Below are 22,594 nucleotides of genomic sequence, written 5' to 3' on the forward strand. Positions count from 1 at the left end.
CGGGGACATGGGGAAGGCCGACCTACTTCTTCCGCCTGCCACATCCTGCGCAGTTCCCTTCCTACGATGACTTCAAAGATGCACCTGGTAACGAGCGCAAATCCTGGATCAAATCCGATGAGCTGCTGACTAAGCGAGGTACTGCACGGATCGCGACGTGGAACTTGTCGACGATACCGCTCAGATGATGACTTGACCGAGAGCCCGCGGTCCGGACGTGATCCACTTCACGGTATGTTGCTACTTATGGAATGGCGTGTACGCGACTTTAAGGGCATTTCTGCCTGTGAGCTGGACCTCGCACCGGGGACAACAACAATCCTGACTGGTACTAACAGCAGCGGCAAGACTTCGCTGCTACAGTCCCTTCTCCTTCTCCGCCAATCCGGTCAGGCACGAGACGGAATCGTGCTCAATGGCCCCTTGGTCCGGCTAGGGAAGGCGACCGATCTCGTGCGCGACGGAGCTGACCAGTCGACTGCAAAGTTCACGATTAGCGAAGAAGAACGCCAATTTGATTTTCAGATTTCGTCATCTGCGCCGAGCAGTCACGACGCGGCGGAAATAAACGACGCTGATCCGCTTAACTCGGAGATGCACTTAACCGACCTTTCGATACAACGACGAAACAATGCAAATCCAGCTTTACATTTTTCCAAGGATTACGTCACCAAGATAGACGCTGGTATAGTCATGGACTCCCTAGACGGCGCCTCCAATTACTCAATTCTACACCTGAAGACAGACGGCGTACGTCTCACTAGTGGCAAGTACGCCCGGACTTACGTTTCTTTCCGCGGTCTGCGATGCGTACAAATAACCAAGTTTTACCCGCAAGGCACCTTACGAAAGCAGTATACCAAGAGATTGCGCGAGCTAATTAAGGTGTATCTGGATTGGGCAGAAGATGGAAAACGCGTCATCGACACATCTCTAGAGTATCGTCATTCAATACAGTACGTGGTCAGTTCGCTCCATCATGATCTATCTCACCAGCTATCCAACCTGGCCCCCAACCGACGACACAAAGGTAAAAGGCCCCCAAAGGATACCCATCCTATCCACCATAATAGCAATGAAGAAAAGTTGGTTTCGGAACTTATCAGACTGAACGAAAGTCAAATAGAAGAACTAATATTCAATGCGGTAGAAGAACGGTGCAAGGTTCCGTCAGTATCCCTCAAATTTGGACCGTGGCGCTTCCCAAGCAGATTCTCTTCATGGTATTACGAAGAAAACATTGGCATCCTAGAGGCCGAGCTATTCGACATATACAAAGACGTCATTAACGAAATCGATGCATTTACAGAGTCTTGGCAAGACCTAAGCAGAAGGATCAACTATCTCGGACCGCTGCGTGATGAACCCCGGGTGGTTTGGAGTCAATGGAACTCTGTGACGCCCGGACTTCCCGTCGGCAGTCGCGGTGAACTGACTGCAAATTACTACGCAAAGAACAGAGAACGGATTGTTTCCGTCAAAAGCCCTCCGATCGGCCACACTAGCCAGAAGTTGCAGCAAACACTTGCCGTTGCCGTCGAGCAATGGATCGAATATCTTGGAATCGGTTCTTCTATTTCGGCTACGTCTTACGGAAAGATCGGCGTAGGTCTCGAGGTAACTTGGGAAGGCAAAAGGCGCGATTTGACCAGCTTGGGCGTTGGAGTTAGCCAAACTGTTCCTATTGTAATAGCGGGACTGGCAGCGCCGCCAAATTCAATCTTCATCGTGGAACAGCCAGAACTACACTTGCACCCTGACGTCCAGGCCAAATTAGCTGACTTCTTCATATATTCACGACCCGACGTCAACTATGTAATTGAGACGCACAGCGAGTCTCTAATTACACGCGTCCGTCGGCGAATCGCGGAGGGCGAGCTAACGCCGGATAAGGTTCACTTGACTTTCGTTGAGCCCGACGATTGCGGAAAAGAATCGAACATCCCTGCTGGCGCCCGAAGTCGACGCATAGAGTTCACAAGCATGGGCGATCTCAGCGACTGGCCCACCGGATTCATAGGAAGTAGCCTAGAAGACACTCAAGCAATAATGAAGGCGACAATCAAACGCCTAGAATCGGAACATTGAGGGATGAATAGAAAAATACTGTTTGATCCTGATTTGGTGATTCCTCGCGGGCCGAGTTTGACTACTCCAAGTTTCTGGGTGAATCTAATAGATTGGATCGATGCAGCTCCAGGTGCGCGGATGGGAAGCAGTACCTATATTCACTTCATAGATAACTTGAATAGTTGGCTCGAAGACAGCGGATTGCAGCCGAACAGCGTCGGAACGCTTATGAACAGGGTCGCGACGGCAGTGTTTGAGCTCGCAGACGACCCTAGGTTGCATGACGATTGTCGTCATGTATGCGGAGCCTACTCCGTCGATGACAGAAGAGACCTACTTGTCGGCGATCTCTCTAATATGCCGAAGAACGGCATCGATATAGCTACTGTTCAGAAGAATTGGGAGGTGCTTTGCAGTACTGGTAAATCTTGCCGCAGATGCAAAGAAGCCGACATCGCTTTGAAACTGGCGCACGGCGCCCTTCCCACGCGAAACTTGGGTGAGAACGTGGACGGTGAGATAACCAGGTTCCCTATCAGCAACTGCATTGCTTGCTTGCAGGACTCGCGTGGCAACCATTACGCCGAGGACCCAGAAACCAACTTATGGTGGACGCGAGACAATGATTGCCACGGCGGTGTTGTTTTCAAGACCTACACAAAGACAGGCAAGTCTCTAAAATTCGACGCAGATCGAGATGCATCGGGTAAAACTATCGTAGCGAAGCATAAGGGCCCGAAGCGTGCAGTGATTACGCTTGGCAGTCTATCGAAGTGCACCAAACCTAATAGACACTCCCGATCGTGAGCAGAACCTGCTGGTTGTCAAATTGACCATCGGCGATAGTCATTCTATCACTGACCGATGCTTGTTCAATGGCCGGTAGCATTGACATGCACTCGATAAGCGGCGCGCTTTCGCTGCGGATTTCTTAGGCGACTAGTTAATCAATGGTGCGAGGATGCTCCTACACTTATCCACCCAGAGCACCCAACGACAAACCAAACGAAACGGACGCGCTGGTGTCATTGACCGCTGGCACACCCACGAGGATCTTGTCGACGAGAACCGTGAACCGATCCATAGCGCTTGTGAGTGCAGGACAACGAAGAAACCGAGCGCGCGGCATGGCAAGGGTCTGCAGTACCAGGCGCGGTGGGTAGACGACAACGGCAAGGAACAGGGCAAATCGTTCCGAACCAAAGCAGAGGCAAAAGCCTGTGCAGACAGCGAGACAGCCAAGCTGGAAACAGGCCGATACGTCGACCCAGCCAAGAGGGGGACCACGGTCGCTGAGATAGCCGACTCGTGGGCACATCGTGAGTTCAAAGCGGTCGGGACCCGCACGACTTACCTCACGTTGGTGCGCGCCTATATCTTGCCGACATGGGGTTCGACGCCGATAGCGGAGGTGAAACACTCTGCCGTTGCGCGCTGGGTCACGACGCTCGCCGCTACCGGAAGCAAGACAGGAACAACTCTGGCACCTTCCACGGTGCGTCAAGCTCACAAGGTGTTCTCGCAGATTCTCGTCTCCGCAATGCGTGACGGATTTATTCATGCGAACCCCGCCGACCACGTCCCGCTCCCCCGACTGCCGCGCAAGACCCCTAAGTTCCTGACCCCCGTAGAGGTCGAGCGAGTCGCTTGCGCTGCTGACTATCGAGCGGCCACCAAACGGCCGGGTTCGCGTACCGACCTAAAGCCTGTTGCGGAGTTACCGACGGACGACGACGGTGTGCCGGTCATTCCACCGTCAACGCCAACCACGAACGGGTTGATCGTGCGATTACTCGGCGCGACCGGTCTACGTGCTGGAGAACTGTCCGGATTTCGCGTCGGCGAGATCGACCTGGTGAATCGAAAACTTCACGTCGTGGAGGGCGTCGTCGAGGTCCACAAGCTCGGCTTGGTCGTCGGTGAAACCAATCCCCACCAGGAACGCTGGGTGCCGTTCCGCTCGTCGCTGGTGGAGCCTCTGCGCGTTCAGATCGCAGACAAAAGCCAGATGAGTTTCTGTATTTCAGTCAGCAAAGGGTGATGCGGTGCGACTGCGGAACTGGTCCCGTCGCTACTTCTCCCCCGCTGCAGCCTTGGCGGGCGTATCCGACGACGTAACGGTCCACTGGCTACCGCATTCAGCGGCCGCCCAAGCTCTCGCTGAGGGCATGAACCATGTCGATGTCCAGCTCATCCTCGGGCATGCAAGTCCAAGCATCACCATGGATGTCTACGCTCACGTCGACCCAACCAAGCTCAAAGCCATCGGTGATGACTGACTGCGGTCTATTGCGGTCCGGAAAAACTTATGCGGCCCATCTGCGGTCCAGACAGCAGTAGAGGCACTACCCAATGTTCTGGATAGTGCCTCTGATCTGCGTCGGGCTGACAGGATTTGAACCTGCGACCACTTGACCCCCAGTCAAGTGCGCTACCAAGCTGCGCCACAGCCCGTCCCACGCCCTTGTTTCGGGCGCTTGGAAAGATTACATCAGGGACGGGCCGAAGTACCAATCGGCTGGTCAGAGCCGTTTCAGTACCGAATTGGACGCAGAATCAGCGGCCCTTACGGTCACGCTTCTCGCGCACTCGGACGGATACGCGGATCGGGCTGCCGTCGAAGTTGAACTCTTCACGCAGACGCCGCTCGATGAAGCGGCGGTAGCCGGCCTCGAGGAAGCCCGTGGTGAAGAGAACGAATGTCGGCGGGCGCGTGCTTGCCTGCGTCGCGAACATGATGCGCGGAAGGCGACCACCACGCATCGGAGGCGGCGTTGCTGCCACAACTTCCTTGAGCCAGGTGTTCAGGCGACCCGTGGGGACGCGCTTGTCCCAGGACTCCAGAGCCGTGTCGAGAGCCGGCACGAGCTTCGCCACGGCGCGACCGGTGTGGGCGGAGATGTTGACTCGCTGAGCCCACGGAACGCGGACCAGATCGCGGTCCACTTCCTTGTCCAGCATGAGTCGACGGTCCTCGTCCACGAGGTCCCACTTGTTGAATGCGATCACCAATGCACGACCCGTGTCGGCCACCATGCTCAGAACACGCAAGTCCTGCTCGGTGATCGGCTCGTGCGCGTCGATCAGCAGGATCGCAACCTCAGCGGCCTCGATCGCGCTCTTCGTACGCAGCGACGCATAGAACTCCGCCCCGCTGGCATGGCTGACGCGCTTGCGCAGACCAGCCGTGTCGACGAAACGCCAAGGGCGCCCGCCGAGTTCGACAATGGAGTCGACGGGGTCGACGGTGGTGCCGGCAACATTGTGCACGACGGACCGCTCGTCACCGGACAGCTTGTTGAGCAAGCTGGACTTTCCGACATTCGGCTTTCCGACGAGAGCAACACGACGCGGACCGCCGCCGGGGATACCTTCACGCGGGGTTTCCGGCAGCTTCTCGAGAACCTCGTCGAGCAGGTCTCCGGTACCGCGGCCGTGCGTCGCACTCACGGAGTACGGCTGACCGAGGCCCAAGGACCACAGCGCTGCAACCTCGGACTCGGTGCGTCCGTCGTCCACCTTGTTGGCAACGAGGATGACCGGAGTCTTCGAGCGGCGAAGCACGCGAGCAACAGCTTCGTCCGTCGCGGTAGCGCCGACAACAGCGTCGACGACCAGGAGAATGGCGTCAGCCGTTCCCATGGCCAACTCCGCCTGACGTGCGACCGCCTGCTGAAGACCCTTTGCGTCGGGCTCCCATCCGCCGGTGTCCTGGACTAGGAAGCGTCGTCCGGCCCAGTTCGCCTCGTACGAGACGCGGTCACGGGTAACGCCGGGGATGTCTTCGACTACCGCTTCACGACGGCCGATGATGCGGTTGACGAGCGTCGACTTGCCGACGTTCGGTCGACCGACAACAGCCAAGGTCGGGACGGCAATGTGCGCTTCGCCTTCGCCGTCCGCTTCGAGATCGGCGTAATCCCACTCCGATTCCTCGGACCAAGTTCCGTCACCGGCATATTCGGTTACCAGATCGTCGCTCACTGCACTGCTCCAGTTCTGTCGCTGACCACCAACAGCAACTTGGCGATCACATCTTCAATTCCCAATTCGCTCGTATCCACCAGAATGGAGTCGTCGGCAGGGCGCAACGGCGACACTGCCCGAGTCGAATCGAGATGGTCACGGCGCTGCACATCAGCCAGCACCGCTTCGTAATTGTCTTCACGGCCTTGGCCGATGTTCTGCGTATTGCGCCGTGCCGCACGGGTTTCCGCCGATGCGGTCAAGAAGATCTTGACGTCTGCATCGGGGAGTACGACGGTTCCGATGTCGCGACCTTCCACGACGATCCGCTCCGCACCGGCCGCCAACTCACGCTGAGTGGCGACCAGCAGGTCACGAACCTCGGGTACAGCCGACACCGCGGAGACAGCCTTGGTGACCGCGTCGCCGCGGATCTCCTCACTGACGTCCGCGCCGTCGAGATGCACCTGCTCGCTGCTCGGATCGGTACCGATGGACCATGGCAACGCCGCAACGGCGGCCGTGATCGCGGCGGAATCCGCCAGATCGATTCCCTGACGCAGCACGTGCAGGGTCGCGATCCGGTAGATGGCTCCGGTGTCGAGGTAGCGAGCGCCCAAACGCTGCGCCAACGCGCGAGAGACGCTGGACTTGCCGGTTCCGGACGGTCCGTCCATAGCGACTACCAGCGGCATGGACGAATCGGTCACAGGCCGACCGCCTCGTACAGTCCACCGACCTCGCTACGTCCGAGGACGCGCTGCGTTCCCGGACGCTGATCGCCGAGAGCGACAACTCCGACGTTGGTGCGTACCAGGCGGACAACGGGGTGACCGACGGCATCGAGGAGGCGACGCACGATGTGCTTACGGCCCTCGTGCAGAACCAGCTTGACGAGCGTCTTGCCCTCGTTGATCTCGAGCACGGTGAACGCGTCCACCTTGGCCGGACCGTCGTCGAGGGTGACGCCGTCACGCAACTGCTTGCCGGTGCTGCGCTCGACAACGCCGTGAACCGTGGCGAGGTACGTCTTCGGAACCTCGAACGACGGGTGCATCAGGCGGTGAGCCAGGTCGCCGTCGTTGGTGAAGAGAAGCAAGCCTTCGGTGTCGGCGTCGAGACGGCCGACGTGGAAGAGCCGCTGACCCGACTGAACGCGCTCGGAGACGATGTCACCGACGCACGGACGACCGAGATCGTCGGACATGGTGCACTGCCAGCCACGCGGCTTGTTCATCGCGAGGTAGACGAGGTCCTTCTGCACGACGACGCGGACGCCGTCGACACGAACCACTGCGTTCTCGGGGTCGACACGCAGACCCTGTTCGATCACGATGCGGCCGTCGACCTCGACGCGACCCTGATCGATCAGCTCTTCAGCAGCGCGGCGTGATGCGACGCCGGCCTGAGCCAGCACCTTCTGCAAGCGGACGCCGTCGCCCTTCGGCGGGCCGTCGTGCTTGGTGATCTCGGCATGCTGATGACGCGCCGGCTTGGCGTTGGAGACCAACGGGTTCTGAGAGACGACGCGCTGCGGCTTCTCGGTCTTCGGCTTGCCACGCTTGTTGGTCGCCGGCGGTGTCGGGGCTGCCGGGCGCTTGCGCGGAGGTCCGTCGAACTTGGACCCACGAGGTGCGTTCGACCATGCGCCGCCGCGAGGAGCGTCGGGGCGTGCGCCGCGCTGATCGTCACTACGACGGTCACCGCCGCCACGCGGTGCGCGACGGGCGTCGACGTGGGGGGTACGGCGGTCATCGCTGCGGGGTCCGCGGCGGTCGTCAGTGCGCGGTCCGCGACGGTCGTCGTTGTAGCCACCACGACGGTCGTCGGTACGTGCGGGGCGACGGTCATCGCTGCGCGGCGGGCGACGGTCATCATTGAATCCACCGCGACGGTCGTCCGTGCGGGGACGGTCGGATCCGGCGTTGCGGTCGTATCCCGAGGTACTGCGGGAAGTGTTGCTGCGTCCACCACGGGGCGCTTCGCTACGTGCGCCGCGGGGGGCGTCGCTGCGACCACCACGGGGGGCATCGCTGCGTGCGCCGCGGTTGTCGCGGGAGTTGTTACGGTCCGGTGTGCCATCTCGGCGAGCGGGATTGTTCACTTTTTTCCTGTCAGTTTTCTACTGTTTCCCGAGCGTGGTCGGGTCTTTCTCGGTGCTGACGAGCGCCGGGATTCCGGTCAGTCGTCGACTTCGGTGTCCACTACGTCAGCGGGCACGTCTGCCTTGTTCATTCTCGCAAATCGCGGATCGGATTCCAGGCTTTCGCTGATGTCGTCGATGAGATCGACATCAGGCAAGAGCGGGGCCAACTCCGGGAGCTCGCTCAGCGAGGCCAGGCCGAGCCGTTCGAGGAACAGTTCGGTCGTGGAGTACCGTGTCGCGTTGGTGTCCGGGTCAGGCCCGGCTTCCGCGATCAGTCCGCGGGCAAGGAGGGTGCGTACCACCCCGTCCACGTTGACGCCTCGTACCGCACTGATCCGCGCACGAGTCAACGGTTGACGGTATGCGACTACGGCCAAAGTTTCCAATGCCGCCCTGGTCAATTTGGTGCGTGCGCCGTCCAATAGCAGCTTTTCCACGTACGGGGCAAACTCTTGTCGCGTGTACAGACGCCATCCGTCGCCCGCGTAGCGAAGGTCCATTCCGCTGCCGCGAGCGGTCAATGCGGCTGACATCGACGTCAGGCGTTCTTCGACTCGTTCCGGCGCGGTTCCGGTGACAGATGCGAGTTGGTTCACTTCGGCCGGCGAATCCACGACAAGCAGAAGCGACTCCAGCACTGCGTCGAGTTGATCGTCGTCGAGTTCGAAATCGGGGGCGGAATCTTCGGACTCCGAGGCGTGTTCGGTAGGCTCGATCATCTCGTCTAGCTGCGAAGACTCTGATTCCGTCGGCTCGGCGTTCATCCGTAGTCCTCCTCTGTGACCGGCGCGGCAGGGTCGTCTCCGGTCCAACTCACCATCAGCGGTCCGAGTGCTTCGGGTTGCTCGAACACAATGACCTGCCGGCGATACAACTCGAGCAACGCGAGAAATCTTGCGACTATCTCGACGGTGATCTCACACTCGGCAACGAGGTCCCCGAAGGGTGTCCACTCCCCTATGCCTCGCTCGCGCAGCAACTCGAGAATTCGCTCGGCTTGTTCGGGTATCGAGATATTGGACACATGGAGGTGATCGAGGCCCACTGTCGGCACCGGACGCGGTGTGAACACCGTCGCCGCGATCTCCGCAAAACGCTGAGGATCGACGCCCAACAACACCTCGGGCAGGAGTTCGGTGAACTGATCCTCGACGGCAACCGAGCGCGGATAGCGCCGCAGCGCTGCTTCCTCCAACTCACCGAACAGCGCCGCAACTTGTTTGTACGCCCGGTACTGCAGCAGTCGCGCGAAGAGAAGGTCGCGGGCTTCGAGTAGCGCCAGATCCTCCGCGTCCTCGACCTGCCCGGCGGGCAACAGCCTTGCGGCTTTCAGATCCAGAAGCGTGGCCGCGACGACCAGAAACTCTGTTGTCTGATCGAGGCCCATCGCACTGCCGAGTTCCTTGGTGTATGCGATGAAATCGTCCGTGACGGTGTGCAGGGCGACTTCGGTGACATCGAGTTGCCGTTGATTGATCAGGTTCAACAGCAGATCGAACGGGCCTTCGAAGTTCCTGAGAGTGACTCGGAAACCGGCAGCCTTGGCTGCGGTCTGAGCGTCGGTCGGCACGTTCGGGTCGATCGAATCCGGCTCGACTTCGACCGAATCTTCTTGCGATGCAATCAGTTCCACTAACGACCAGACCGGTGAATGACCTCGCGGGCCAATGCTCTATATGCCTCGGCCCCAGCCGATTTCGGCGCCCACGTCGTGATCGGCTCACCGGCGACGCTGGTTTCGGGGAATCGAACGGTGCGGTTGATCACCGTGTCGTAGACGACGTCGCCGAACACCTCGACGACGCGTGCCATCACCTCACGGGCGTGCAGGGTCCGAGCGTCGAACATCGTGACGACGATGCCGGCCAACTCGAGCTTCGGATTGAGACGGTCGTGCACCTTTTCGACGGTGTCGTTGAGCAGTGCCAGGCCGCGCAGGCTGAAGTACTCGCATTCCATCGGAATGATGACCGAATCGGCGCAGGCCAACGCATTCACGGTGAGCAGGCCAAGCGACGGCTGGCAGTCGATGAGCACGTAGTCGTACCGATCGAGAACAGGGTGCAACACGCGTCCCAAGGTCTGCTCACGCCCGACCTCGGTGACCAATTGGATCTCGGCGGCCGAAAGGTCGATATTGCTGGGGAGCAGGTCGAGGCCGTCTACCCGGGTTCGCATCAGCACGTCGTCGATGGACACACGTGGTTCGACCAGAAGGTTATGGACGGTCAGTTCGAGGTCGTGATGCTGAACGCCCAGTCCGGCAGACAACGCGCCTTGCGGATCGAGATCCACCAGGAGCACTCGACGACCGTATTCAGCCAACGATGCACCCAGGTTGATGGTCGACGTCGTCTTGCCGACGCCGCCCTTCTGGTTGCACATCGCGATGATCATCGCGGGTCCGTGGTGCGCCAACGGTGTCGGTTGGGGTACCTCGCGGACCGGTCGACCTGTCGGGCCGAGTTCTTCCACGGAAACGGTGAGGGTTTCCGCAGGTGGAGAGGCTACTGGCGTCGTATCTATTTCGAACATCGCCTCTGGTTCGGAGGGTACAGCTGGTGCTGATTCGTTCACGCGCTCGAAGAGTTGGGCATTGACATGCGGCGGCGCGGACTCCGCCGCTGGTGGCTGCGATGTCGACACGGTCCGATGCTCCCCTACTCTTTCGGCGGTTGCTCTCGGCGCCGGCAAACCCCCGAAACTGCGGTGGAGGCCGCTCGCGCTCCTTGAACGCTACCGCTTACATCACCGAATGGTCTCGCAGACACGCATGAGCCAACCAACCCCTAACGGGCACGCGGGTGTGCCTGAGCCCACACTTCGCGCAACGCGGTGACGGTGACCAGTGTGTAGATCTGCGTCGTGGTTACCGAAGCGTGACCGAGAAGTTCCTGCACGACGCGTACGTCCGCGCCGCCGTCGAGCAGGTGTGTGGCAAACGAGTGCCTGAGCGTGTGGGGTGAGACGTCCGCCTTGATCCCGGCGGACGCCGCCGCATCCTGAAGTATCTGCCACGCGCTTTGACGCGAGAGGCGTCCACCGCGAGCGTTGAGAAACAGGGCAGGAACACCGCGCGTCGCCAAGCTGGGGCGCCCCCGGACGAGATACGCGTCCACCGCGGCGATCGCCGGCCTGCCGACGGGGACGATCCGCTGCTTGCCGCCCTTGCCCTTGAGCAGCACGGAACGAGTTTCGGTATCGATGTCGTCGACGTCCAGATCGATCGCCTCGGTGATTCGCGCTCCGGTCGAGTACAGGAGCTCGAGCAGAGCGCGATCCCGCAGATCGCGGGGCCCGTCACCGGCAGCACCGCCACCCGAAGCGTCGAGCAGGGCGATCACGTCGTCGAGAGGCAGGGCCTTGGGCAGCTTGCGTCCGGGCGTCGGCGGCTTGACCGTTCGGGCCACGTCGACGCTGACCAGACCTTCGGCGGCGGAGAACTTGTGGAATCCGCGAACCGCGATCAGGGTGCGTGCTGCCGAACTGGCCGCCAATGGTACGACGCCGGAATCTTTGTCACCCAGGCGCAGATGTGTCACGAATTCGGTGACGTCGTTCTCCGTCACGCCCGCGACGTCGTCGATGCCGCGTCCGTGCAGGTACTCCGCGTACCGATTCAGGTCGCGGCGATAGGAAAGTAGCGTATTGCGCGCAGATCCTCGCTCGACCGCTAGATGGTCGAGATACGAGTCCACCTGTCGGGCAAGCACTTCAGGCTCGCGACTTGCGTTCTCCGAATGCGCGAGGACGATCGGGCCACGGTGCGTCGGCGGGGCGCAGCGGCTTTCCCGTCGCGCGTGCGGTGGCGATCGCGAGAATGCCCGATACCGCTGTGGCATTGACGATGTCGCCGCGTAGCGCCATGTCGACGGCGTCGGCGAGCGGAACCCGCGAAATCTCGAGATCGGCTTCTTCGTGTTCGGGATCGTCGCGCTCCACCTCGTGCAGCCCCTCGGCGAGGAAGACGCGAACCGCCTCGTCCGTGAACCCGGGTGAGAGAGCGACATCGACCAGCACCGACCATCGATCGGCGCCGAGTCCGGTTTCTTCGCCCAGCTCGCGCGCTGCCGCCTCGACCGGGCTCTCCCCCGGAGCGTCGAGCAGACCGGCAGGGATTTCCCACAACCGGTGCCCGAGCGGGTGACGGTACTGGTGAATCAGCACCAGGTTGTTGTGCTCGTCCAGTGCCACGACGGCAACGGCGCCGTGATGCTCGACGACTTCCCGATCGGCACGCTGACCACCAGGCATCGCAACGGTGTCGACGCGCAACGCGATGATCGCGCCGGTGTAGACCGTCTTGGAGCCGAGGGTGTCGAATTCGTGCCGACCGGGATCGCTCATCTGTGGCTAGACCTTTTCCACGTTCTCGACTGCAGCGTCGAGCGCCGTCTCGGTGGCGGCGGTGTCGATCTTCTCGTCACCGTGGACGTCGACGGGCAGGCGCTCTTCGAGCTTGTACGTCAACGCTGCTTCGACGAAGGCGGCGAACAGCGGGTGCGGGCGTGTCGGGCGACTCTTGAGCTCCGGGTGTGCCTGGGTGGCAACGAAGAACGGATGCTGCTCACGCGGGTACTCGACGAACTCGACCAGGTGGCCGTCCGGTGAAGTTCCGCTGAACTGCAAGCCGGACTTGGCAATCCGGTCGCGGTAGGTGTTGTTGACCTCGTAACGGTGACGGTGACGCTCGGAAACGTCCTCGGTTCCGTAGGCCTGAGCGACGACGGAACCCTTGGTCAGCACGGCCGGGTAAGCACCCAGACGCATGGTGCCACCGAGGTCGGCGTCACCGGCGATGACGTCTTCCTGATCAGCCATCGTCGAGATGACCGGATGCTTGGTGTCCGGCTCGAACTCGGCCGAGTTGGCATCGTCGAGGCCGACGCTACGAGCAGCTTCGATGACGACGCACTGCAGACCCAGGCACAGACCCAGCAGCGGCAGCTTGCGCGAACGTGCGAAACGGATCGCGCCGAGCTTGCCTTCGATGCCGCGGATGCCGAAGCCGCCGGGGATCAGAACACCGTCGACGTCACCGAGAGCGGCCTGCGCTCCGGCTTCGGTCTCACAGGCGTCCGACGGGACCCAGGAGATCTCGACCTTGGACCGGTTCGCGAATCCACCGGCGCGCAGTGCCTCGGTGACGGATAGGTATGCGTCGGGCAGGTCGACGTACTTGCCGACCAACGCGACGCGCACGGTCTCACGCGGCTGGTGAACACGATCGAGGAGGTTGCCCCACACGGTCCAGTCGACGTCGCGGAACGGGAGACCGAGCTGGCGAACGACGTAGGCGTCGAGGCCCTCACGGTGCAGAACCTTCGGGATGTCGTAGATCGAGGGAGCGTCGGGCGTCGAGATGCAGGCGTCGACGTCCACGTCGCACATCAGGGCGATCTTGTTCTTGAGGCCCTGCGGAACGTCACGATCGCAACGAAGGATCAGCGCGTCGGGCTGAATGCCGATGCTGCGCAACGACGCAACCGAGTGCTGCGTGGGCTTGGTCTTGAGTTCTCCGGAGGGGCCGAGGTACGGCACGAGGGAGACGTGCAGGAAGAAGACGTTGTCGCGGCCGACGTCGTGGCGGACCTGGCGAGCGGCTTCGAGGAAGGGCTGCGATTCGATGTCGCCGACGGTGCCACCGATTTCGGTGATCACGACGTCCGGGCGGTGTCCCTGCAGATCCGGACCGCTCATCTCGAGGATGCGACGCTTGATCTCGTCGGTGATGTGCGGGATGACCTGAACGGTGTCGCCGAGGTACTCGCCGCGGCGTTCCTTGGCGATGACCGTCGAGTAGACCTGGCCGGTGGTGACGTTCGCCTGGCCGGAGAGGTCACGGTCGAGGAACCGCTCGTAGTGTCCGACGTCGAGGTCGGTCTCGGCACCGTCTTCGGTGACGAAGACCTCGCCGTGCTGGAAGGGGTTCATGGTGCCCGGATCCACATTGAGATAGGGATCGAGCTTCTGCATGGTCACGCGCATTCCCCGCGCGGTCAACAACTGTCCCAGGCTCGAGGCGGTCAAACCTTTGCCGAGCGAGGAAGCTACACCTCCGCTGACGAAGATGTGCTTGGTGGCGGTACGCGTGTTAGTGCGTGACTGTGGCAAAGGGGCTCCCGTGACGACTGTGCAGGGCTTGGTCTGATGATGCATGCTGGGGCCTGCCGACCCACGGGATTTCACGGTAACACCTATCGGGGGTCGGTGCCTACAACGCGCCGACTTTCCGCCCCCGATGTGACCGGCGTATCAATACCGGGGTGTTCAGTTGGTGGGTGCGCCGACGGTGACCGCCGCCGCTCCCGGTCCCGTGCCGTAGCGGCCGGCGCCGCCGTTCAACTGTTCCTGCAGCGCCAACGGCGTGGTGATCTTGCCCGACTCCCGATCGATGTTGTCGATGGTCGTCAAGCCCGCTGAGAGCGCCGCGTCCGCACGAGCGACGGCAACCGGACCACTGCCCTCGGCCGAGCCAGGCCGGCCCGCGAGAATCGTTCCTGCGCCGCGTCCGTCGAGAGCACCGGCGAACCGGGCGATGACGGCGCCGCGGTTACCGGTGGCTGCGTCGGATTCACTCTTGTTGTCGCCGGTGAGAACCACCGCGAGTTGAGCCGGCTTGACCGCTCCGTCGTCGTAGCTGATGAAACCGGCGCTACGCAGCGAGTCGAGCGCGAGATTCATCTCGTCCGGAGTGCTCTGCGGTTCGCTGTTCTGCCCGTTGAGAAGCAGAACCGAACCGAGCAGATCACCCGCGAGACTGCCCTGATCGACCGCACCGGTCTTGAGGGTGATCCCCGCAGGGATGACATTGGTGACGACGGTCCGCAAGCGGTCACCACCGGTGGCGTCGACAAACGAATCGGTGAGCGAGACGCGTCCGGTCACGGCACCGCCGGCGGCAGTGACGAGTCGGTTGACACCGTCGAGATCACCGGGATCGGCGTCCGGTGCCGTGATGACGACGACGGTGCGACCAGCGAGACTGTCACGCACGACGCGACCGCCGACAGCGGCATCGAAGCCGTCCGCGGAATTGAGTTGCTGCTGAAGCTGATTGGACTGTTGATTGAGGTCTTCGATCTCGTTCTGCAGGTCCGCCTTGTCGTCGCGCAGACCCGAAAGCAATCCACTGGACAGCATTCCGGAACCGAGCACCACGCCGATCGCGAGTGCCAGGAAGATTGCCGCTATGGAAATTGCATGTTGACGCATCGAAATCACTTGAAGAGCCCCTGAACCCACAGCGCGAAGCTGTTCCACGTTGCGATTGCCCAGTCGAGAACTTCACTACCGGCATTGGACACGACCAGGGCGACGATCACTGCCACCAGGGCGGCGAGCACCAGGAGCGCGATCGCGCCGCCGGACACTCGACTTCGATACAGCGTTGCCACAGCCTTGGCGTCGACCAGTTTCGGCCCAACCTTGAGCCGTGTCATGAACGCCGACGGATTGCTTTCACGACGCCCACGGTCGAAGAACTCGTCCAAGGACACCACGTTGCCGACCGTCACGATCAGTGAAGCGCCGTGGTGATCGGCGAGCAGCAACGCAAGGTCGGTCGGTGAGCAGGTCGCCGGGAACGTCATCGCCCCGATGCCGAGATCCTGGATTCGGGAAAGCCCCGCCGCATGACCGTCCTGGTCTGCGGGCAGAACAACTTCCGCGCCGGACTTGAGGGTGGAACTGGTGATCTCTTCCGGGTCGCCCACGATCAGATCGGGGCGGTATCCGGCCTTGCTCAACACGTCCGCACCTGCGCCGACACCGATCAGGATCGGCGAATACTCCTTGATGAAGGGCTTGAGGTTCTTCAGATCGGCCTCGTGTTCGGGTCCGTCGGAGACGACCACGACGTGGCGATCCTTCAAGTCGATGTCGATGTCCGGAACACCGATTCCGTCGATCAGCAAAGGACTTTCGGTGCGGATGAACTCGATGGTGTTACCCGAGAACGCTTCCAGGTGATCGACCAGGCCGGTCTTGGCCTCGATCATCCGATCGGAGATCTCGGCCTCGGTCTGCTCTTCGCCCTTGACGAGGCTCTTCTCGCCGTTGAAGATCTCGCCCTCGTGCAGGCGGATCTTGCTGCCGTCCTTGACGTTCTTGAAGACGTCACCGTCGACGGCATCGATCAGAACGATGTCGTTGGCGACGATCACTTCCGGTCCGAGGTTGGGGTACCGCCCCGAAATCGACGGCGACGCGTTGACCACGGCCATGACTCCGGCTTTCACCAGAGCATCGGCGGTCCGGCGATCGATGTCGACTTCGTCGAGGATCACGATGTCTCCAGGACCGACGCGGCGTAGAAGCTTCGCCGTGTTCCGATCGGCCCTGGCGATGCCACTGATCCCAGGCAAGGATTCGGTGTTACGTGAGAGCAATCCGGGCATCTTCATGGCTTCGATGATGAACCTGAAACCGCGTTGACCGGTGGAGGCGCGCCGACAACTACCACATCAGTCACACCAACACCACAGAACCTTCAATCTGTGACGCGGGCCGCATTCGCGATCTCGAGCAGTTCTTCGGCGTGCGCACGACCGGTCTCGGTGTCGTCCAGCCCTGCCAACATACGGGCCAATTCGACCACCCGATCCGAATCCGACAAGGTCCGCACGCCACTGCTCACCACTCCGCCTTTGTCGTCGACCTTGTCCACCACGAGGTGGGTGTCGGCAAACGCAGCAACCTGCGGAAGGTGGGTGACGACGATAACCTGATGCGTACGAGCAAGTTTCGCCAATCGGCGGCCGATCTCGACAGCAGCGCGACCACCGACCCCCGCGTCCACTTCGTCGAAAACCATCGTCGCGCCGGTGTCGCTACCAGCGAGAACAACCTCGAGCGCCAGCATGACGCGTGACAGCTCGCCACCGGAAGCGCTCTTGCTGATCGGAAGTGACGGTGCCCCGCTGTGCGCAGACAGACGGAATTCCACCTCGTCGACGCCGGCAGACCCGGCATGAAGGTCTACTCCCCCGACGCTGAGCGGCGCCGAGTCCTGCGGGCCGGCAGGCTGCGAACGCACAGTCACCTCGAGACCCGCACGTCCCATCGCCAGACCGGCGAGTTCCGCGCTGACGGCTTTGGCGAGCTTTGCCGCTGCCTTGACTCGCGCGGCGCTCAGCTTTGTGGCGGCTTCCGCGGTGAGGCCAGCCGTCTCCTCGACCTGCTTGGCCAACAGCGACAACGCATCCGAGGACACGTCGAGTTTGGACAGACGAGCGCGAGCGGTATCTGCCCATTCGAGAACCCCGTCGACATCGGCGGCGTACTTGCGAGTCAGAGTCTTCAGTTCCGATTGCCGCGACAGCAAAGAGTCCAGCGCACCCGGGTCTGCGGGCAGCCCGGACAGATAGGTGTTCAGGTCACCGGCAACATCGGTGACGACGGCAATAGCGTCGGCCAACCGGGAACCGAGGCCGTCCAGATCTGCGTCGGTGACCGACTCGATACGCGCCCGCGCTTCGGACATCAGGTCTAGCGCCGGCATGACCCCGACGTCGCCGCTTGCCATGTCGTCACTACCGGCGAGCGCAGCGTGCGCCTCTTCCGCAGCCGAGCGGAGCGAATCGAGTTCACTGAGTCGTCGAACTTCGGCAACTATCGCCGTGTCCTCGCCTGGCTCGGGTGCCACGCCGTCGATTTCGTTGAGCGCGAAGGTCAACTGATCTGCTTCTTGCGCCAGTTCACGAGCCTTCGACGTGCGTTCGATCAACTCCGAACGAGCATCGAGCCATTCACGACGGTGTTTGCGGTACCTCGTCAGCAGCGTTCCGATTGCCTTGTCCCCGAAGCGGTCCAGCGCATTGCGTTGCTGGTCGGGACGAAGCAATCGCAGCTGATCGTTCTGTCCGTGGACAGTCAGAAGTGGGTCCGTGAATTCGGAGAGAACTCCCGCCGGCACGCTTCGTCCGCCGAGATGAGCCCGTGAGCGGCCGTCGCTGCCGACTGTCCGGACGGCGATGATGGTCCCGTCCTCGTCGCGCTCGGCGCCGGACGATTCCAGGATTCGGACGATCTCACGCTCGGTGGCCGGTGAGACGTCGTCGGCGATGAATCGTCCTTCGACGACGGTTCGCGACGCGCCCAACCGCACCCGCCCGGCATCGGCTCGCGCTCCGCTGAGGAGGTGCAAGCTGGTGACGACCATCGTTTTACCTGCGCCGGTTTCACCGGTCAGGACGGTCAGGCCCTCGTGGAACTGGGCGCTGGCCTCGGAGATCACACCAAGACTGTCGATACGGATCTCTGCGAGCACGATTAAGGCTTCCTTCCTCGCCATCCGGTAACCGGAAGCTCGAACTTGCGAACCATCCGATCAGCGAAGGGCGCAGAGTCCAACCGGACCCACTTGACGGGAGTGGCGCCGCGAACGATCTCGACGCGAGCGCCGGCAGGCAGTTCCAACGTACGACGACCGTCGCAGAAGACCAGGCCGTCGTGGCTACCGGCGACGGTCTCCACCGCGATGATCGAATTCGGGCTGGTGACCAACGGCCGCGCGAACAGCGCATGCGCGTTGCTGGGTACGACGAGCAAAGCTTCGAGTTCGGGCCACACGACAGGGCCGCCTGCGGAAAATGCGTAAGCGGTCGAGCCTGTAGGAGTGGACACGAGAACACCGTCGCAACCGAAGGCAGACACCGGTCGGCCGTCGACTTCGAGGACAACTTCGAGAACTCCCAGACGCGAACGATTCTCGATACTGGCCTCGTTGAGCGCCCACCCGCGATCGATGATCTCGTCGTCCACCCGAATCACGACGTCGAGTGTCATACGGGACTCGACGCGATATTCCTTGCGAACTACCTGTGCGAGCGCCTCGTCGAGATGCTCGGCCTCGGTCTCTGCCAGAAATCCGATCCGTCCGAGGTTGATGCCCAGTACCGGAATGGACGCTTCTTGAGCGAGTTCGGCGGCGCGCAGAAATGTGCCGTCACCACCGAGAACCAGAACTAACTCGCATCCGACGGCAGCATCAGGGCCGGGATGAACAACCGTGACGTCGAGACCCGGCGCAGAGAAGCCCGCGGGTTCCGTCATTGCTTCGATGCGCGAGCTGTCTGCTTCGTCGACGAGGACTCGCAGCCCGATTCCCGCCCGTTCGAAAATCTTCCCGACTCGTTTGGCGGTTTCCGTGATGTCACGTCGACCAGGGTGTGCGACAAGAAGGATCTCGCGCGACTCGCCGTTCGTGACCGCGTTCACTGGGGCCCTTCCTCTACAGCCTTGCGAATCATGTCCTCCACCGAAGGAATTCCCTCGGTGTCCGGCTCGTGATCACCGGGCGAACCTGTCTTTCGAAGCCACAGGAAATACTCGACATTTCCCGACGGACCGGGCAATGGGCTGGCCACGACACCTAACGTCCGCAGACCTACCTTTGCAGCAGCCTCCGACACGTCGAGCACAGCCGAGATTCGCAATTCCGGATCTCGTACGACGCCACCGGCACCGACGCGGTCCTTGCCCACCTCGAACTGAGGCTTGACCATCGGAACCAGGTCCGCGCCGTCAGCAGTACAGGCGACAAACGCCCCGAGTACAAGTTTGAGAGAAATGAACGACAAGTCCGCGACAACGAGATCGACAGTTCCGCCGATGGTCTCTGCATCAATTGCACGAACATTGGTTCGGTCGATGACGTGCACCCGGTCATCGGACTGCAGGCGCCACACCAGTTGTCCGTAGCCGACGTCGACTGCGACAACTTCCTTCGCACCACGCGTCAGCAGAACATCGGTGAACCCACCGGTGGATGCGCCGGCGTCGAGGCAACGGCGACCTTCGACCGTCAATCCTTCGGCACCGAAGGCGTCGAGTGCGCCGATCAGTTTGTGAGCACCTCGCGACGCCCACGAAACTTCCTGCTCCACCTCGACGACCCGAAGTGGCGTTCCGGCTTCGATCGCCGTCGCAGGCTTGGTCGCAACGGCTCCCGAGATGAGAACTCGCCCGGCGGAAATCAGTTCTTGCGCATGATCTCGTGACCGTGCGAGTCCGCGACGGACAAGTTCGGCGTCCACCCGTGCTCTACGTGCCACGTCAAGCCCTGTCCACAGAGGCGAGTGCCTGGACGAGCACCTCGTGTGCCTGTTCCAAAATATGTGCCTTCTGCGGAATCACACCTGCTCCGTGCTGATCGTTCGGATCCTGTTCGATGCCGCCCAGGCGCGCCAGCAAACCGTCGACGTCAGAACGTATGCGTTCCGGATCGACGGAAGGGCGTGGCCCGGGCAACGGAGATCCGTTACTCGTGTTTCCGGGGTGCGGTGTCGGCGTGCTCATCGGGCACAACGTTAGTGCATGACTCTCGGTTACGCATACACCCGCACCCCCGCGAGTCGAACACATTTGCGAGAGATCAGACGAGCCAGGATGCAAACAGATCCGCCACGCCGGCATCCGACGCTTCCAGGGTCCGGAACGACGGATTAGCCCATGCGACAGGCGCAACCGCGCGTAGAAGCGACATCTCGTCCCCGACAACCGGGCCGTCGACAACCAGCGCCGACCCGTTCACGGAGACAGACCACTTGGAGTCCGCACCGACCAGCGATTCGACGGCCGGCTGATTGAGCGAATCCAGAGTTGCTGCAATGTAGGTGGGGCGCTGCTCAACCGGAGCCCGCAGTACGTCACCCGGCGTGCTCACACCGGTGAGAACCAACAACGAGTCGATCGAAACAGCTTGTGCGCCTTCGATATCGGTGTCCAAACGATCACCGACCACCAGTGGACGCGAGCACCCGCTGCGAGCGAGCGCGTCCTCCATCAGCGGTGCAGCAGGCTTACCTGCCACCAACGGTTCCTGCTTGGTCGCAGCGCGTAGAGCTGCCACCATCGAGCCGTTGCCCAGCACCAAACCCCGCTCCGACGGCAGTGTTGTGTCCAGGTTTGCCGCTACCCACAGCGCACCGGCCCGGATCGCCAAGCACGCCTCGGCAAGGATCGACCAGTTGGTCTCCGTCGAATGTCCTTGAACGACAGCAACCGGAGAATCCGCGAATTCGCGCACCGGAAGCAACCCGACGCGCGTCACCTCGTCGGCCAATGCGTCGGTACCGACGACGAGCACAGCGGCACCGGGTTCGAGACGCTCCGACAGCAGACGCACTGCCGTCTGAGAACTGGTGACGACACGATCGTCTTCGGAATCGAAACCGAGTTCGGTCAGATGCGCCGACACTGCCGAAGGCGAGCGACTCGCATTGTTGGTCACGTAGTACAAGGCCTGCGTGCCCTGACCGAGAGCGGCCTGGGTGCCGGGAATCGCATGAGCTCCGGCGTACAGAGTGCCATCGAGATCGAGCAAAAGTACGTCGTACTGAGTACGAAGCACGGTCACTGATCTTCTCCGGTCAACTCGGCCACCCGTTCTTCAGCATCCGTGTCACCCTCGAGGTCAGCAGCTGCAGCGTTGAGGAACCATTTCAGTCCGTCTTCGACACGACCAGCTGCAACGAGGGCATCGGCGTAGGCGTAGAACAGCCGAGCCGCAGCTTCACCGGTACGCGCTGCGTCCAGATCCTTGGTCTGCAGTGTGACAACTGCCTGGTCGAACTGACCGAGATCCATGCGGGCGCCCGCGACGACGATCCTCAACTCAGACGCCTCGTCGCCCGAAAGCAGGGCAGCCTCGTCGCTACGGCCGAGCTCGATCGCGCGTTCGGGTCGACCCAAACCGCGTTCGCAGTCGGCCATGACAGCGATCAGACCCGGTCCGCCAGCCATTCGACGGGCAGCACGAAGCTCGGAGAGAGCTTCAGCCCATTCACCGGCGTGGTACGCGGTGATTCCGGCGGCTTCACGAACGACCGCAATTCGGCCGGCGCGCTGACGGGCAGCGCGAGCGTGGAGCAGTGCGAGTTCCGGATCTTCGTCGACGAGCTTGCCCGCCATGACGAGGTGACGCGCAACCGTGTTGGCGTTGTCCTTGTCGAGGCTGAGCAGATCCCGACGAACGGCCGGGTCCAACTCCGTGGGCTCTACGTTGTCGGGCAAATCCGGTTCGTCAGGTCGTGCTTGCTGACGGTTGCGGTCGCCGTCGCGTCCACGAGGGGTGAACCCACCCTCGCCGCCGCGACGCTGTCCGCCGTTGAATCCGCCGCCGCGGTTACTGTTTCCAGCACCGCCACGGTTGTTGTCTCCGGCACCACCGCGGCGGTCTCCGCCTGCAGCGCCGCGTGATCCACGCCCGTCGTTGTCACGACGGGGGCCACCTGATCGAGGCGCTCCTCCCCCACGGAAGGACCGACGCTCGTCGCCATTCTCCGACACAGTCATTCCTCTCATACAACGCACGAAAGGGGACCCAATATGTTGGGTCCCCTTTCGGTTAACGGGTGTTCGGCGGTGTCCTACTCTCCCACACCCTGTCGAGTGCAGTACCATCGGCGC

20 protein-coding genes and 1 tRNA gene are annotated in these 22,594 nt (G+C 61.8%); 3 read left to right on the forward strand and 18 right to left on the reverse strand.

The features are described 5' to 3' along the window. Positions 1-246: 246 nt before the first annotated feature. The 3 genes from P3G66_RS18425 (at position 247) to P3G66_RS18435 (ending at position 4,349) form a co-directional block, all read left to right on the forward strand. Positions 247-2,088: an AAA family ATPase gene (locus tag P3G66_RS18425; RefSeq protein ID WP_276116968.1), complete on the forward strand. Its 1,842-nt coding sequence runs from the start codon at positions 247-249 to the stop codon at positions 2,086-2,088. Between the two features lie 943 nt (positions 2,089-3,031). Further along, the gene (locus tag P3G66_RS18430) at positions 3,032-4,111 is read left to right on the forward strand and encodes a hypothetical protein (protein ID WP_276116969.1); all 1,080 of its coding nucleotides are present in this window, start codon (positions 3,032-3,034) and stop codon (positions 4,109-4,111) included. A gap of 4 nt (positions 4,112-4,115) precedes the next feature. Then, on the forward strand, positions 4,116-4,349 hold the full coding sequence (locus P3G66_RS18435; RefSeq protein WP_276116970.1) for a tyrosine-type recombinase/integrase: 234 nt from the start codon (positions 4,116-4,118) through the stop codon (positions 4,347-4,349). Between the two features lie 101 nt (positions 4,350-4,450). Here P3G66_RS18435 and P3G66_RS18440 read toward each other — a convergent pair. The 18 genes from P3G66_RS18440 to P3G66_RS18525 form a co-directional block, all read right to left on the reverse strand. Then, positions 4,451-4,524, reverse strand: a tRNA-Pro gene (locus P3G66_RS18440). Positions 4,525-4,626: 102 nt separating this feature from the next. Beyond that, on the reverse strand, positions 4,627-6,054 hold the full coding sequence (gene der, locus P3G66_RS18445) for a ribosome biogenesis GTPase Der (protein WP_042924680.1): 1,428 nt from the start codon (positions 6,052-6,054) through the stop codon (positions 4,627-4,629). Next, a complete protein-coding gene (gene cmk / locus P3G66_RS18450) occupies positions 6,051-6,731 on the reverse strand; it encodes a (d)CMP kinase (RefSeq protein ID WP_170320421.1) in 681 nt (226 codons plus the stop codon). The genes der and cmk overlap by 4 nt, the downstream gene beginning before the upstream one ends. Before the next feature lie 11 nt (positions 6,732-6,742). Continuing rightward, positions 6,743-8,140 carry a pseudouridine synthase gene (locus P3G66_RS18455; protein WP_276116971.1) on the reverse strand — a complete coding sequence of 466 codons (1,398 nt, stop codon included), beginning with the start codon at positions 8,138-8,140 and terminating at the stop codon, positions 6,743-6,745. Positions 8,141-8,217: 77 nt separating this feature from the next. After that, a complete protein-coding gene (gene scpB / locus P3G66_RS18460) occupies positions 8,218-8,901 on the reverse strand; it encodes an SMC-Scp complex subunit ScpB (protein WP_037127047.1) in 684 nt (227 codons plus the stop codon). A 41-nt stretch (positions 8,902-8,942) separates the two neighbouring features. After that, on the reverse strand, positions 8,943-9,764 hold the full coding sequence (locus tag P3G66_RS18465) for a segregation/condensation protein A (RefSeq protein ID WP_046379919.1): 822 nt from the start codon (positions 9,762-9,764) through the stop codon (positions 8,943-8,945). Positions 9,765-9,814: 50 nt separating this feature from the next. Beyond that, positions 9,815-10,828: a ParA family protein gene (locus tag P3G66_RS18470; protein ID WP_276116972.1), complete on the reverse strand. Its 1,014-nt coding sequence runs from the start codon at positions 10,826-10,828 to the stop codon at positions 9,815-9,817. A 143-nt stretch (positions 10,829-10,971) separates the two neighbouring features. Further along, positions 10,972-11,895, reverse strand: a complete 924-nt coding sequence (xerD, locus tag P3G66_RS18475; protein WP_007731892.1) for a site-specific tyrosine recombinase XerD — start codon at positions 11,893-11,895, stop codon at positions 10,972-10,974. Between the two features lies 1 nt (position 11,896). Then, positions 11,897-12,529 (reverse strand): NUDIX hydrolase, encoded by a 633-nt coding sequence (locus P3G66_RS18480; RefSeq protein WP_276116973.1) that lies wholly within the window; start codon positions 12,527-12,529, stop codon positions 11,897-11,899. Between the two features lie 6 nt (positions 12,530-12,535). After that, a complete protein-coding gene (locus P3G66_RS18485; RefSeq protein ID WP_003946139.1) occupies positions 12,536-14,296 on the reverse strand; it encodes a CTP synthase in 1,761 nt (586 codons plus the stop codon). 156 nt (positions 14,297-14,452) lie between these two features. Continuing rightward, complete coding sequence (locus P3G66_RS18490) at positions 14,453-15,406, reverse strand: copper transporter (protein WP_007731900.1); 954 nt, start codon at positions 15,404-15,406, stop codon at positions 14,453-14,455. After that, entirely contained in the window at positions 15,403-16,587 is a 1,185-nt protein-coding gene (gene steA, locus P3G66_RS18495; protein ID WP_007731902.1) for a putative cytokinetic ring protein SteA, read from the reverse strand. Before steA ends, P3G66_RS18490 begins: the two co-directional genes overlap by 4 nt. An 86-nt stretch (positions 16,588-16,673) precedes the next feature. Then, positions 16,674-18,452, reverse strand: coding sequence for a DNA repair protein RecN (gene recN / locus P3G66_RS18500; protein ID WP_211920116.1), 1,779 nt, complete (start codon positions 18,450-18,452; stop codon positions 16,674-16,676). Between the two features lie 2 nt (positions 18,453-18,454). Next, a complete protein-coding gene (locus tag P3G66_RS18505; RefSeq protein WP_003946132.1) occupies positions 18,455-19,402 on the reverse strand; it encodes an NAD kinase in 948 nt (315 codons plus the stop codon). Beyond that, positions 19,399-20,238, reverse strand: a complete 840-nt coding sequence (locus P3G66_RS18510; protein ID WP_003946142.1) for a TlyA family RNA methyltransferase — start codon at positions 20,236-20,238, stop codon at positions 19,399-19,401. The genes P3G66_RS18505 and P3G66_RS18510 overlap by 4 nt, the downstream gene beginning before the upstream one ends. A gap of 1 nt (position 20,239) precedes the next feature. Further along, on the reverse strand, positions 20,240-20,482 hold the full coding sequence (locus P3G66_RS18515; RefSeq protein ID WP_003946140.1) for a hypothetical protein: 243 nt from the start codon (positions 20,480-20,482) through the stop codon (positions 20,240-20,242). A gap of 76 nt (positions 20,483-20,558) precedes the next feature. Then, positions 20,559-21,542, reverse strand: coding sequence for an HAD-IIA family hydrolase (locus tag P3G66_RS18520; RefSeq protein WP_007731903.1), 984 nt, complete (start codon positions 21,540-21,542; stop codon positions 20,559-20,561). Continuing rightward, positions 21,539-22,480, reverse strand: coding sequence for a hypothetical protein (locus P3G66_RS18525; protein WP_073513327.1), 942 nt, complete (start codon positions 22,478-22,480; stop codon positions 21,539-21,541). The genes P3G66_RS18520 and P3G66_RS18525 overlap by 4 nt, the downstream gene beginning before the upstream one ends. Between the last annotated feature and the right edge of the window lie 114 nt (positions 22,481-22,594).

Origin of the sequence: Rhodococcus sp. C3V (assembly GCF_029269915.1) — a bacterium.
In the GTDB taxonomy this organism is placed as follows: domain Bacteria; phylum Actinomycetota; class Actinomycetes; order Mycobacteriales; family Mycobacteriaceae; genus Rhodococcus_F; species Rhodococcus_F qingshengii.

Excerpts from the sequence above, each read along its gene's own strand:
- P3G66_RS18525 (WP_073513327.1), bottom strand. The coding sequence starts at position 22,480 with ATGACTGTGTCGGAGAATGGCGACGAGCGTCGGTCCTTCCGTGGGGGA.
- P3G66_RS18515 (WP_003946140.1), bottom strand. The coding sequence starts at position 20,482 with ATGAGCACGCCGACACCGCACCCCGGAAACACGAGTAACGGATCTCCG.
- P3G66_RS18425 (WP_276116968.1), top strand. The coding sequence starts at position 247 with ATGGAATGGCGTGTACGCGACTTTAAGGGCATTTCTGCCTGTGAGCTG.
- steA (WP_007731902.1), bottom strand. The coding sequence starts at position 16,587 with ATGAAGATGCCCGGATTGCTCTCACGTAACACCGAATCCTTGCCTGGG.
- cmk (WP_170320421.1), bottom strand. The coding sequence starts at position 6,731 with ATGCCGCTGGTAGTCGCTATGGACGGACCGTCCGGAACCGGCAAGTCC.
- scpB (WP_037127047.1), bottom strand. The coding sequence starts at position 8,901 with ATGATCGAGCCTACCGAACACGCCTCGGAGTCCGAAGATTCCGCCCCC.
- P3G66_RS18480 (WP_276116973.1), bottom strand. The coding sequence starts at position 12,529 with ATGAGCGATCCCGGTCGGCACGAATTCGACACCCTCGGCTCCAAGACG.
- P3G66_RS18430 (WP_276116969.1), top strand. The coding sequence starts at position 3,032 with ATGCTCCTACACTTATCCACCCAGAGCACCCAACGACAAACCAAACGA.